The organism is Haloarcula halophila (assembly GCF_029278565.1).
GTDB classification, from domain to species: Archaea; Halobacteriota; Halobacteria; order Halobacteriales; family Haloarculaceae; genus Haloarcula; species Haloarcula halophila.
On the sequence record NZ_CP119559.1, the window covers coordinates 464131 to 476974 of the forward strand.

The 12844-nt window shown below is 66.3% G+C and carries 11 protein-coding genes; 7 read left to right on the forward strand and 4 right to left on the reverse strand.

Annotated elements, in window-relative coordinates; all coding sequences use genetic code 11:
* Positions 1–62: 62 nt before the first annotated feature.
* A complete protein-coding gene (locus tag P0204_RS02440; RefSeq protein WP_276221343.1) occupies positions 63–1157 on the forward strand; it encodes a glycosyltransferase family 4 protein in 1095 nt (364 codons plus the stop codon).
* Here the strand turns inward: P0204_RS02440 and P0204_RS02445 are convergent, their stop codons facing one another.
* Positions 1158–1568, reverse strand: a complete 411-nt coding sequence (locus tag P0204_RS02445) for a DUF7510 family protein (RefSeq protein WP_276221345.1) — start codon at positions 1566–1568, stop codon at positions 1158–1160.
* A gap of 147 nt (positions 1569–1715) precedes the next feature.
* Between P0204_RS02445 and P0204_RS02450 the strand changes: the two genes are divergently transcribed.
* The 4 genes from P0204_RS02450 (at position 1716) to dinB (ending at position 8715) form a co-directional block, all read left to right on the forward strand.
* Complete coding sequence (locus P0204_RS02450; RefSeq protein WP_276221347.1) at positions 1716–6239, forward strand: DUF7997 domain-containing protein; 4524 nt, start codon at positions 1716–1718, stop codon at positions 6237–6239.
* Positions 6240–6311: 72 nt separating this feature from the next.
* Entirely contained in the window at positions 6312–6680 is a 369-nt protein-coding gene (locus P0204_RS02455) for a hypothetical protein (RefSeq protein WP_276221349.1), read from the forward strand.
* A 186-nt stretch (positions 6681–6866) separates the two neighbouring features.
* On the forward strand, positions 6867–7382 hold the full coding sequence (locus P0204_RS02460) for a hypothetical protein (protein WP_276221350.1): 516 nt from the start codon (positions 6867–6869) through the stop codon (positions 7380–7382).
* Positions 7383–7422: 40 nt separating this feature from the next.
* A complete protein-coding gene (dinB, locus tag P0204_RS02465) occupies positions 7423–8715 on the forward strand; it encodes a DNA polymerase IV (protein ID WP_276223312.1) in 1293 nt (430 codons plus the stop codon).
* Position 8716: 1 nt separating this feature from the next.
* Here the strand turns inward: dinB and P0204_RS02470 are convergent, their stop codons facing one another.
* The gene (locus tag P0204_RS02470; protein WP_276221352.1) at positions 8717–9064 is read right to left on the reverse strand and encodes a hypothetical protein; all 348 of its coding nucleotides are present in this window, start codon (positions 9062–9064) and stop codon (positions 8717–8719) included.
* Positions 9065–9193: 129 nt separating this feature from the next.
* Here P0204_RS02470 and P0204_RS02475 point away from each other — a divergent pair, with 129 nt between their 5' ends.
* Positions 9194–10984, forward strand: a complete 1791-nt coding sequence (locus P0204_RS02475) for a helicase HerA domain-containing protein (RefSeq protein WP_276221354.1) — start codon at positions 9194–9196, stop codon at positions 10982–10984.
* A gap of 2 nt (positions 10985–10986) precedes the next feature.
* Here the strand turns inward: P0204_RS02475 and tpiA are convergent, their stop codons facing one another.
* Positions 10987–11634, reverse strand: a complete 648-nt coding sequence (tpiA, locus tag P0204_RS02480; RefSeq protein WP_276221356.1) for a triose-phosphate isomerase — start codon at positions 11632–11634, stop codon at positions 10987–10989.
* 104 nt (positions 11635–11738) lie between these two features.
* Between tpiA and P0204_RS02485 the strand changes: the two genes are divergently transcribed.
* The gene (locus tag P0204_RS02485) at positions 11739–12302 is read left to right on the forward strand and encodes a response regulator (protein WP_276221358.1); all 564 of its coding nucleotides are present in this window, start codon (positions 11739–11741) and stop codon (positions 12300–12302) included.
* Here the strand turns inward: P0204_RS02485 and P0204_RS02490 are convergent.
* Positions 12299–12826, reverse strand: a complete 528-nt coding sequence (locus P0204_RS02490) for a multiprotein bridging factor aMBF1 (protein WP_276221359.1) — start codon at positions 12824–12826, stop codon at positions 12299–12301. The two genes, P0204_RS02485 and P0204_RS02490, sit on opposite strands and share 4 nt — an antisense overlap.
* Positions 12827–12844: the final 18 nt, after the last annotated feature.

Sequence of the window (12844 nt, forward strand, 5' to 3'; positions counted from 1 at the left end):
AGTGATACTGGGGTCGCGTTCCGGGAAACAGTATAAGTATCCCTCCGTCAATCATGTAGGTGATGGCTACACAGGTCCTGATGCTGGCGTGGGGATTCCCGCCGAACGTGACCGGAGGGCTGGACACGGCGGTCGGGGAGTTGTTCGAGCGACTCACCACCAGAGACGACATCGACATCGAACTCGTGTTGCCAGCGGAGTACGCCCCCGATGGGTACGACAACATCCACGGCGTCCCGACCGGACAGGGAGACATCATCACCCGGATCGGCCGGCTCTCGGGGGAGTTCGTCGACCGGGCGGCCGATGCGGATATCGTCCACACGAACGACTGGTTCGGCTACAATCCGGGATCGCGGGCACAGTCGACACACGACGTCGAGTGGGTGACGACGTTTCACTCACTGTCCTCGGACCGTAACATGGAACCCCCGGACCGGGAGGTCCAGACCGAACAGCGGGTCGTCAACCGCGCCGACCATCTCGTCGCCGTCAGCGAGTACACTGCGGGGAAGGTCCGGCGGGAGTACGGCCGCGAGTCCACGGTCATCTACAACGGGTTCTCGTCGGTGGAAACCACCGGCCGTGATCTCAAATCCGAACTGGGGATCGACGGCGAGATGCTCTTTTTCCTCGGCCGGCACACGGACCAGAAGGGGATCTCGTATCTCCTCTATGCCCTCTCGAAGCTCCGTCGCGACGACCTGACGCTCGTGTTAGGTGGGTCCGGTCACCTCACCGCACAGCTCGAACGGTTCACCGATCTGCTCGGGATCGACGACCAGGTCGAGTTCGTGGGCTACCTGCCCGAGGAGGAACTGGGCGACTACTACGCCAGTGCGGATCTGTTCGTCTCGCCGTCGCTCTCGGAGCCGTTCGGCATCACCTTTACCGAGGCGCTCTCCGTCGGGACGCGCGTCGTCGCGAGTAACGCCGGCGCGGCGGAAGTACTCCCGGACGACTGCCTCATCGAGGTCGAACCGCAGTCGGACTCGATCGCCGACGGGATCGAGTACGCACTGACGCTAGAGACGCCCATCGAGTACGACGTCAGGACCTGGGACGAAGTGGCCGAAGACCACGCGACGTTGTACAAGAAGATCGCCGGAGCTGGCGATACCGATCCACAGGACGGCGAAGACGACGTCGAGAACTGATCAGCGAAGGATTCTGAGGTCCGTGACCGGTTCGGGATGGACGATGCGGAACCCGTCGGCCGTCGGTGACAGTCCGGTACGTTGGGGTCCCTCACCGCCCGACTGATAGGGGCTGTCGGAGCCGTCGGCGGACTGATACGGGCTGTCGGAGTCGTCGACTGATTGGTACGGGCTGTCCGACTCCGCAGACTGGTACGGACTGTCCGAGTGGGGCGTCCCGTCGCCGGCCGAGTCCGGTGGCCGCTCGAAGTCCTCGGGCGGGAGGTAGATCCGCTCGCCCGAGCGGGATTCGACGACGACAGCGGCGTCCCGGTCACCTGTCGCAGTGATGACTGTCCGGCCGTTGTCGATATCTACCTCGACCGAGATCGGGATCGACTGGCTTCCGGAGTCGGCCTCTGGATCGCTCATACCGGACCCTGACCGCGAACTCACTTATACTGTTTCCCCATCCGAGGGTTCAACAGTGGGGGACCGGCGATACTGCCGACGTATCTCCGTCCGGTTGTCAACACACACCATGAGACATATATCTCGTGGGCTGTTGTAGGCAGGAAGATGCGGTTGCGAACGGCACTCAACGACTACAAGCGTGGGGGAGACGCCGAGGCGTCGACGGGTGCGTTCTCCGGACACGGGGACCGACTCGTCCACGTCGCGCCATCGGGGAGCGTCCGTGACTACTCCAGTGCGATCTCCGGGCTGTACGGGATCGATCGCTCGCGGTTCGGCATCGAGACGCCGCGCCGGACGATCTGGCTGGACGAGGTAGAGACGGTCAGACAACACTACTACCGGGAGACGACGTTGATCGAGACGGAGTACGACGCCGGGGAGTTCACCGTCCACCAGTACGACCTGACGCTGGGCCGTGCCCATCTCACGCACGTGGAACTCCGTGGAGCAGTCCCACCGAACGCGTCGTTGCTCGCCTTTCTCACGTTGGCACCAGAGGGGCGAGAGACACAGGTCGGTCGGCTCGTCCACCCCGAGAAAGGCCCCGACGACGGGACCGTCGTCGAGGTGTTTCACCACGACGAACACGACTACGTCTCGGCCACGACAGGGCTGGCCAGCGTTCGCGGGCAAGTTCCCGAGACGTTCCCCGAACTGGTAGCCGACGACCCGGTCGGGTTTCCCCGGGAGAAGCCACGCGAGCGATACGAGGATACACATCTGAGTGGCGACGTGGTCGTCCAGGCACCGCTCGAACAGGAGGGGCGGGGGCTCCGAACCACGATCGTGACACAGCTCTCGGACCACGGGGATATCGACCGCGAGACGGCGATCCGCGATCTCCAGTCGTGTACGGAGCGGTTCCAGAGCGCCCGGGACATCAAAGCGGCCGCGCGGGACCGGACGGAGATCACTGTCCCGGAGGACATCGCCCGCGAACGCGTCGTCCAGAGCGATCTCAGGGCACTCGATCTCTTGCGAGCGCCCAGTGGCGGCCGGATCGCAGCACCGGAGTTCGATCCGTTCTACCGCAACTCGGGCGGATACGGCTACACGTGGTTCCGAGACGACGCACGTATCGCTCAGTCGCTGCTGACTGCGACCGCCGAGTTGGGGTTGACTGTCGACGACGAACTCGTCGAGAGCGCGCAGTTGTACTGTCGAACACAGTTGTCCGACGGCACCTGGCCCCACCGTGTCTGGGCGCGCGACGGATCGCTAGCACCCGGCTGGGCGCACGCACACGTCGAGGGCGACGACGACTCCCTGGAGTACCAGGCCGACCAGACGGCGACGGTAGCCGCGTTCCTGGCGGCGCTACTCCGGGAACGGCGGGACCTGCTCTCCCCCGAGACCGCCAGCGAGATCCGGGAGACCATCGAAGCAGCGGTGGGGGCGATGGAGCGGCATCTCGACGACGGCGGCCTCCCCGGTCCGTGTCAGAATCTCTGGGAGGACATGGTCGGCCAGTTCACCCACACGGCGGCGACGTACCTCGAAGCGTTCGCGACTGTCGCGGGCGCACCGGTCGCCGACGACCTCCGCGAGCGAGCGCGCAGTGGCGCAGCGGCAGTCGCGGACGGACTCGATCGACTCTGGGAGGACGCGACCCGGACGTACGCGCTTCGGCTGACCGACGGGGGACTGGACCTGCGGCTCGACGCCGCGACGTTCGCGCTCGTCGATGCGTTCGCCGCGTACACGGCGCTCGACGGTGTCGAGATGGACGCCGAGACGGCCGAGCGGCTCACCGACCACGTCGGCGCGTGTCTCGACGAACTCTACCGGAACCCGGCCGGCGAGCCGGTAGCCGGGTTGATCCGGTACGAGGGGGACACCTGGCGGACCGACGGCCAGGACGGCGAGAAGATCTGGGGGTTGACGACGGCGATGGGCGCCGCCGCGGCCGCGCGACTCGGTGCGGTGCTGGAAGCGAACGGTCGCGACGGGACGGCGTTCTTCGAGCGTGCCGCCGGACTCTACGGACTGCTCGAACACGACGGGCCGCTGGTGACGGATCTGGGATACCTGCCCGAACAGCTCTACGACGACGGGCGGGCCGACAGCGGGACGCCGCTGGGGTTCGCACACGGCTATCGGTTGCAGGCGACTGCGATCCTCGCGGCCCACGATGCGCTGCCCAGCGCCGCGCCCTCGCCCTCCGGGCCGCCGGACAGACCCCGCTGGACGACCGGCGAGAAATTCGGGGTCGGAACCGTCGCCGACCACCGGACTGCGGACCCCTCTCGGGTCTGGTTCACGCTCACTGCCGGTGCGCTGACGGAAGTCCGGTTCCCGCGGGTGGACCTGATGAACCTCCGGACAGTTGATTTCATCGTCTCCTGTCGGACGGACGACTACACGGTCAGGACCCACGTCGAGGGGGCCGGCCGGGCCGACGGGTCCGTCGAGCGGCGGGTCGAGCCGACGGCGGCGGACGCGCTCTGTTTCCGCCACGTCGTCACCGAAACCGGCGACGGACAGGGCCACGAGTGGCGGCTCACGGTCGAATACGTCGCCGATCCCGACCACGACGCGGTCGTCGCCGACGTCGAGTTCGAGGCACGGGACGGGAACCAGTACGACCTGTTCGCGGCAGCCGACGTGGCACTGGCAAACAGCGGGACGCAGGACCGCGGCCTCCGACTGGGCCAGCCCGGTCGGTACCACCTCGCAGCGAGGGACGCGAGCGCCTACACCGGGTCCTCAACCGAGCCACGGTTGGTCGACGAGGACGGGGAGGGATACTCGGTCGCCCTCGCGATGGTCGCGGCCGACCGCTTCGACTGGGCGACCGTCGGCACCAGCGGGAGCCGACCGATCAGCGAACTGTTCGCGGACGGCAGACGGCCCGAGCCCAGAGAGTCGATATCGAACGAGAGCGTCGTCCTCGTCGGGCAACTGGGAGCCGGCGAGCGCCTCTCGGAGACGCTGGCGCTTGGCTTCGCCCGACAGGCCGACACTGCCGCGGCATTGGGGGAGGCCGAAGGCGCACTGGCGACCGGGTACGACGCTGTCAGGGACGGGTACGTGGAGTCCTGGCAGTCGTTCCTCGAAGACCGTCCGCTTCCGGAGTCGGTGGCCGGCGACCCCGAACTGGCGGCCCAGTACCGGACCGCACTGATGACGCTGCTCGCCGTCGAGGACAAGACGTTCCTGGGTGGCTCGATCGCGTCGCCGTCGGTCCCGTGGGGCGAGGCCGTCACGGCCGAGGAGCCCAAGGGGTACGGCTACAACTTCGTCTGGGCGCGGGACCTCTATCAGGTGTTTACCGCGTTCGAACTCGTCGACGACCTGGACACCGCCGTCACCCAACTGGAGTACATCTATCGGTACCAGCAGGACGAGAACGGCTTCATCCCGCAGAACACGTACCTCAACGGGAACACCCGCTGGGGCGGCGAACAGATGGACAACATCTCGCTCCCGCAGGTGATGGCGGCCCGTCTGCTGGAACGGGGATACGGGTTCGCGGACGTCGGGTACGACTACGAGCACGTCCGCCGGTCGGCCGACTACGTGGTCCGCAACGGCCCCGCGACGGGCCAGGAGCGCTGGGAAGAGGAGTCGGGCTACTCGCCGTCGACCATCGCCGCCGAGATCGCCGGGCTAGCCTGCGCAGCACAGATCGCTCTGGAAACAGACCGGGACGCCGACGCGCTGGTGTGGCTCTCGCTTGCGGACCGCTGGGCAAACATGGTCGAGAACTGGACGGCGACACACACCGGAACGGACAGGCATACCCGAACGCCGTATTTCGTCCGGATCACCCGTGACGGCAACCCGGAGACGGGCTTCCGACGGCGGCTGGCCAACGGCGGCCCACAACTGGACGAACGGGATATCATCGACGCCGGGTTCCTCGAACTGGTGCGATTGGGGGTCGTCCCGTGGGACGACGAGACGGTCCGGAACTCGGTCGCCGAGGTCGACGACACGATCCGCGTCGATCTCCCCGCCGGGGCGGCCTTCTACCGGTACAACGGCGACAGCTACGGCGAACGCGACCGCGAGAACAGCGGCGCACCGTGGGCCATCGAGAACAGCGGGAAGGGCCGGCTCTGGCCGTTGTTGACCGGCGAGCGCGGCGAGTACGAGTTGCTGGCCGACACCGACGAGGACGCCCTGGAACCGACCGAACTCCTCCGGACGATGCAGCGGTTCGCGAACTCCGGACGGATGATCGCGGAACAGGTCTGGGACAGGGAGTACAGCACGGAGTACGACTGGGAGTACGGCGAAGGGACGGGATCGGCAACGCCGCTCGCCTGGGCGATGGCACAGTTCATCAGGCTCGCCCACGGGATCGACGAGGGACGACCTGCGGAAACACCGGCGTTCGTCCGTGAGCGCTACAGCGAGGCTGGACGCCACGATCCGGACCGAAGCCCGGGGCTCCGGGTCGATACCAGTTTCGAGGGGAACCAGGTCGTCGTCACCGTCGAGACCACTGCTGCGGTCGTCGCGATCAAGACGCCGACAGACACCGCGCTGGTCGAACCCGACGACGGGGCGTTCGAGGAGCGGTTGGCGATCCAGTACGGAGAGAACGATATCCTGGTGGCCGCTGCGGCCGAGCGCGACATCGAGTCCGCTGGAACGACCGTCAGGCGGCTCACAGTGTGACCGTCACCCCCTGGGATCGGCCCTCACCAGTAAGGGGGGCGAGTGAGGCTCCCCGCCGTTGTCAGAGACGGTATGGAACTGACGCAAGCACGGTCCGAGGTGGTCGCCGATCAGGGGGAGAACACGCTGCATCTCGTCCTCCGGGGACGGCCGACCCCCGAGGAGGCCACCCGGCTCGCCGTCGAAGCGGTCACCTCGGCACGACATCTCGATACGGGATTCACGCTCGTCACGGATACCTCCGCCCTCGGTGACCGATCAAACGACGTCGTCGAGCCGTTCGTCCGGGCCCGAGACCAGCTCCGTGAGATGGCGTGTGGGCGGATGGTCAGTGTCGTCGCGGGCGAGTCAGCCGAGGACCCGACCCGGGGCGACCACCGAGTCGAGACGACGACCTCGCTCGCAACGACAGCGGGAACGCGGGTTCCGGTAACTGACTGACCGGTCGGGGAAAGATTGAAGTCGATTCGTGTTATACGCTAACATGGAGCGCACGACTCCCGGCGGGAACCACCGTCGTATTATTCCGGGATTGGCACCGACGGCCAACCGATGCAGCGGGGGACGGCCACCCCGCTGACTACTTCACCCTTATATTGACTCGTCCAGTAGCAGTGCGTAGCGTCCATGACCGCGTTGCGCGCTGTCGTCCGGTTCGGCGAACACCAGCCACTCGGTGACGGAGTCGTCCCGGTGGTAGAGGCCCACCTCTACGGGGACGGGTTGGCCAGGTTCGTCGCCTTCCGGGTCACCGACGGGCCGGAACTCGAACGGGTTCCGGGCGCGTACGCGGCGGATTTCGACGCCGACCCCGCCTATCCGGTGACGGATCTGCTCCTCGCGTTCCCCGAGGCCCGTGGACTCTCCTCGGTCGGACAGCGCCTCGATACCCTCTCGACGAAGGCCGAAGCCAACTACGGGCAGTCCTTCGAGGCGATGGTGTTGACGACCGACGTCGAGTGGGGAAGCGACGGCTACGGGCGGCTCTTCGAGGGACGGAGCCAACTGGAGGCACACCCGTTCGACGGCGTCGCAGCCGTGACGCTCTTGCCGGGCGTGAGCGAGCGCCGGCGGGAGGGACTCCGTGCGAACCTCGACCGACTCGACGGCACCACGGCGGTCTACACAGCCGACAGTGACTGACAACGATACCGACTTGGCGAGCGACCACGCATGGGCAGACATGGACGGGCAGCGACTGCCCGGGACGAGCCGACGCGAGCGGGTCGTCGCCCACGTCGACATGGACTGTTTCTATGCGGCCTGCGAGCGGCGGCGCGAACCGGCGCTCCGCGGCGAGCCACTGGTCGTCGGGATGGGCTACGAACCCGACGAGTCACACGGTGCAGTGGCGACGGCCAGCTACGAGGCCCGGGAGTACGGCGTCGAGTCGGCCATGCCCATCTCCGAGGCGCTGGACCTGCTCCCCCGGAACGTCGAGGCCGCGGACGACCCCGAGTTGGACGTCTCCGACGCCGGCTTCTACCGCCCGGTCGACCTGGACTACTACGAGCGCGTCGCCGGGGAGGTGAAGACGATCCTCCAGGAGACCGCCGAGACCGTCCGTGAAGTGAGCATCGACGAAGCCTACCTTGACGTCACCGACGTGGTCGAGTGGGACGGCGCACGGGAGTGGGCGGCCACGCTCAAAGACCGGATCGAGGCGTCGGTCGGGGTGGTCGCAAGCGTCGGGCTGGCACCGACGATGAGCGCGGCGAAAGTCGCCAGCGACTACGACAAACCGGACGGGCTGGTCGTCGTCGAACCCGGCGAAATCCGGGAGTTTTTCGCGCCGCTGCCCGTCGAAGAGGTCCACGGCGTCGGTCCGGTGACTGCCAGGGAACTCGCGAGTATGCGGATCGAGACAGCGGGCGAGTTGGCCGACGCCGATCCGGAACTGCTCGCGGGCGCGTTCGGCGAGCGCGGCCGGGAGATCCGCCGGTTCGCCCGCGGCGAGGACGACCGCGACGTGACCCCGAAAGGGGACCCAAAGAGTCTCTCGCGGGAGTCCGCGTTCACCGAGGCGACGGACGACGGCGAGACGGTTCGACGCCGCGTCCGGACGCTCGCCGAGGCCGTCGCGGACCGCGCACAGCGCCAGGAAGCCAGATATCAGACGATCGGGATCAAGGTCGTCACCCCGCCGTTCGAGCGCAACACGCGCGCCCGTTCGTTACCCGGACCCGTCGAAGACCCGGAACTCGTCGAATCGGTCGCGCTGGATCTCCTCGAAGAGTTCGCCGAGACCGAGATCCGAAAGGTCGGCGTTCGGGTCTCCAACCTGGACTTCTCTGCCGGCCAGCAGGCCAGTCTCGACGGGTTCGAGTCCGCCGGCGAGGAGAGCGCGGAACCGACCGATAGTCCGGGGACGGATGGACAGACACATCTCGGTACGTTCGACGGATCGACTGCGGCCGATGGCCCGACCCGACTCGATACGATGAACGGCCAGACCACGCTCGACGAGTTCCGCTGAGTCAGTCCACGCCGTGTTCCAGGTTCTCTAGGAGTTTCCCGACGAACAACCCCGCCCGTGGCGAGAGCGAGTCCTCCGGCGGGACCGTCGTCGGGTGAGCCGCGAGCGTCCGGACGAACTGCTCGCCGTGAGTCATCGCCCGGAGCATGTCGACCACGTCGACGGTCAACCCCTCGTCGGAGGTGTCGACCTCGGGGAACTGCTCCCTGTAGGCGTCGGTGTACTCGATCGTCCAGGCAGGCCCACCGACGGCTTCGACGATGGCCTCCAGCGGGCCGATCTCGATCCGCCCCTCGGCGGTCCCGACGTAGACGGTCCCGTCCTGGACGACTGTCTCGTACCGTGCCATCACTCACCAGACCACATGGGGGTTCGGTTCCCACGGCATTAGGGATTTCCCGGATCAGTGGCGTCAACGGACGACAGACGCCTGTCTGACGGATAGTTATGGGCTGTGGGTGTCTTCGACACAGTACGAATGGCAGAGACCGAACAGATAACCGTCGCCGATACGAGCGACGGCGTCGGCGGGAACACCGATCCCGGTCGCCCGGTGAACCTCCCGGTGGTGGAACTGCTCACCGGTCGCGGGTTCATCACCGGCAAGAGCGGGAGCGGGAAGAGCAACTCCGCGAGCGTCATCGCGGAGAAACTGCTCGACAACGGGTTCGGGTTGCTCATCGTCGACATCGACGGGGAGTACTACGGGCTCAAAGAGGAGTACGAGATCCTCCACGTCGGCGGCGACGAGGAGTGTGACATCCAGGTCACCGAGGATCACGCGGGCAAGATCGCGTCGCTCGCACTGGAACAGAACGTCCCGATCATCCTGGACATCTCGTCGTTTCTCGACGAGGAAGCGGCCGAGACGCTGCTGACGGAAGTCGCCAAGCAACTGTTCGCCAAGGCGAAAAAGCAGAAACAGCCGTTCCTGATGCTCGTCGAGGAGTGCCACGAGTGGATGCCCGAGAAGGGGTCGATGGGCGAAGTCGGGAAGATGCTCATCAAGATCGGCAAACGCGGCCGGAAACACGGGCTGGGGATCGTCGGCATCAGCCAGCGGCCGGCCGACGTCAAGAAAGACTACATCACCCAGTGTGACTGGCTCGTCTGGCACCGGCTGACCTGGAACAACGACACCAAGGTCGTCGGGCGGATCCTCGATTCCACATACGCCGATGCCGTCGAGGATCTCGCCGACGGGGAAGCGTTCCTGATGACGGATTGGGCCGAAGCCGTCCACCGGGTCCAGTTTCGCCGCAAGCAGACCTTCGACGCGGGCGCGACGCCGGGCCTCGACGACTTCGAGCGCCCGGAACTGAAGTCCGTCAGCGAGGATCTCGTCTCGGAACTGGAGACGATCAGCGAGGAGCAACAGGCCACCGAGAACCGCATCCAGGAACTACGGGAGGAACTCGACGAGAAGAACTCACGGATCGCGGAACTGGAACGGGAACTCCAGGACGCACGGGACCTCTCGCGGATGGCCGAACAGTTCACCGAGGCACTGGTCGACCACGTCGACGATTACAACCCCGGACGGACCGCGAAAGAAGAGGAACGGAGACGCCAGGACCGGTTCACTGATGCCGCCGACGGACAGAACGCCGGGGACGACGCGGCTGCCGAGAACGAGACACCGGAGACCCCCTCCGGCGGCGGTTTCGGCGACGCGTTCGGCGACTTCGTACCCGAGGAAGGGATGGACAGCCCGCCGACCGCCGACGCTAACGGCGAATCCGCCGGAGCGGACGCGGTGTCAGCCAACGGCCACGGGGACGGCGACGACGCCGAGTCCGCCTTCGCCGCGGCGATGGCGTCGGTTGGCAGCGGGTCCTCGGGAGCCAGCGAGCAGGCTGACGCCGGCGGTGCGACCGCCCAGAGTGGGACCACGGCTCCGGCCGGCGACGCGGCCGCACCGATCGATCCGATCGACGGCTCGGTCCCGGAGGCTGTCGCGGATCTCGCTGCCGACATCGCCGATCTGGAGGGGAAGACGCGGCAGATGCTTTCCTTCTACGTCGAACAAGGTCCCGGGACGCCGTTGAACGCACACTTCTCGGCCGGTGGCTCGGGGGACCGAACTGCAGCCTACGCCCGGAACCGAACCCTCAGGCTTCGCGGACTCGTCGAACACGTCGGGCGTGGCTCTTACGACGTGCGACTGGACCAGCTCCTCGACGAGGAGACGGCGACGGATCTCCCCGCCGAACAGCGCAAGGAGTACGCCGACAGACTCGAAGGACAGATCGTCGACACCGAGGAGTAGGTTCAGACCAGCGGTTCGACGAGGTCTTCGAGTGCGGCCCGCGGGTCGTCCGCCTTCGCGACGCCGCTCGCCAGCAGGACCCCGGACGCGCCGAGGTCACTCGCCGAGACGAGGTCCTCGCCGGTGGAGATTCCTGCGCCACACAGCACGTCCACGTCACCGTCGACCCGAGCGGCCGCGTCGACAGCGCGGGTGACGATGTCGGGGTCGGCCTTGCTGACCGGCGTCCCAGTCCCGATGAGTTCCGGCGGTTCGACGGCGACGGCGTCCGGGCCGAGCGCGGCCGCGGCACCGATCTGTGCCGGGTTGTTCGCACAGACGATCGTCTCCAGCCCGACTCGGTCGGCAGCGTCCAGGGAGCCGTCGATGTCTGCCAGTTTGAGCCGGTTCTCCGAGTGGTTAAGCAGGGTCCCGACGGCACCGGCGTCGGCGACGGCCTCGGCCAGCGTGCTGCCGGTGTGGCTGCCGTGTTCGACCGGGCTGACGTGCTGTGCCCACGTCTCGACGCCCGTCTCGGCGACGGACTCGATGTGTGCCGCCTGGGGTGCAACGGCGACGCGGACACCAGCGTCGTCGCTGACATCCGCTGCTGCAGTCGCGACCTCGATCGGATCACACGGGTACGCCTTCAGATTGACGAGAACGAACATACGACTACCACCTCACCCGACGGGCAAATAGATTGTGCGGGTCCCGGTACCACACGAAAGCTGGGGGTATTAAGACGGATTACGCCCTCATCGACAACTGAACCGTGAACCGTGGCGCTGGGGGAACACAGACGGTCCTGATCGTCGAAGACGAACAGCATCTCGCCGACCTCTACACCGACTATCTCGCGACAGCGGAGTACGACGTGGTGACCGCTTACGGTGGCGAAGAGGCGATCGAACTCCTCGACCGCGAGCCGGATATCGTGCTCTTGGACCGACGGATGCCCGTCGTCTCCGGCAACGAGGTCCTGGCCGAGATCGAAGAGAGTAGCGTGGACTGCCAGATCGCGATGGTCACGGCGGTGAACCCGGACTTCGAGATCATCGAGATGGGCGTCGACGACTACATCGTGAAGCCGGTCACGCGCGACGAGTTGGTCGAGGTGGTCGAGCGCCTGGAGAAGATCGCGGATTACAACGACCAGCTCCGACGGCTGACGACGAAGAAACTCAAACGGAACGTCCTCCAACTGGAGAAGACCGAATCGGAACTCCGTGAGAGCGACCAGTACAACCGACTCCAATCGGATATCGACGAGATCGAAACGAGCGTGGATGCACTCGCCGACGAACTCGACGTCGAGGAAGAAGACCTCAGACTCTAGTCTTTGCGTTCGACCATGTCCCCGAGGGTGTAGCTCCCCTGGCTCTCGCCACTCGACCACTCGTTCTCCTCACTGCTTCCCCCCTCGCTCAGTGAGATTCCCAGTTCGCGTTCGAGTTTCGTCTGGATCTCGTCGGTCGGGAGCGTATCCCCGCGTTCGAGTTTCCGGATGAGACTCGCCTTCTCGTTGAGCTTCCGTGCGAGGTCCTCCTGGCTCATCCCGTCGGATTCACGGGCGTTCCGGATCCGCTGGTCGTAGTCCTGGGCCACCTCGTCCATCTCGTCGAACATGTCACGGCGACGGCCACCGCCGGAACTGGACGAGTTCGCACTCGAAGCGGTCGAGGACGAACTGTCCGACCCACTGGAGGACGTCGAGTACTTCGTCGACGTCGTGGAGGAATCCTCGGTCGTGACCTCCGTGCCGAAGTCGGTACACTCGTCGCAGACGTCGAGTTCAGCACCCTCGATCTTGACGCGGTTCGGAGACGAGACCTCCTTGCCGCACATCTCGCACTGGACCATACTGCCGGGTTGGAGAGG

Excerpts from the sequence above, each read along its gene's own strand:
- P0204_RS02490 (WP_276221359.1), bottom strand. The coding sequence starts at position 12,826 with ATGGTCCAGTGCGAGATGTGCGGCAAGGAGGTCTCGTCTCCGAACCGC.
- P0204_RS02475 (WP_276221354.1), top strand. The coding sequence starts at position 9,194 with ATGGCAGAGACCGAACAGATAACCGTCGCCGATACGAGCGACGGCGTC.
- P0204_RS02450 (WP_276221347.1), top strand. The coding sequence starts at position 1,716 with ATGCGGTTGCGAACGGCACTCAACGACTACAAGCGTGGGGGAGACGCC.
- dinB (WP_276223312.1), top strand. The coding sequence starts at position 7,423 with ATGGACGGGCAGCGACTGCCCGGGACGAGCCGACGCGAGCGGGTCGTC.
- P0204_RS02440 (WP_276221343.1), top strand. The coding sequence starts at position 63 with ATGGCTACACAGGTCCTGATGCTGGCGTGGGGATTCCCGCCGAACGTG.
- tpiA (WP_276221356.1), bottom strand. The coding sequence starts at position 11,634 with ATGTTCGTTCTCGTCAATCTGAAGGCGTACCCGTGTGATCCGATCGAG.
- P0204_RS02445 (WP_276221345.1), bottom strand. The coding sequence starts at position 1,568 with ATGAGCGATCCAGAGGCCGACTCCGGAAGCCAGTCGATCCCGATCTCG.
- P0204_RS02455 (WP_276221349.1), top strand. The coding sequence starts at position 6,312 with ATGGAACTGACGCAAGCACGGTCCGAGGTGGTCGCCGATCAGGGGGAG.
- P0204_RS02460 (WP_276221350.1), top strand. The coding sequence starts at position 6,867 with ATGACCGCGTTGCGCGCTGTCGTCCGGTTCGGCGAACACCAGCCACTC.
- P0204_RS02470 (WP_276221352.1), bottom strand. The coding sequence starts at position 9,064 with ATGGCACGGTACGAGACAGTCGTCCAGGACGGGACCGTCTACGTCGGG.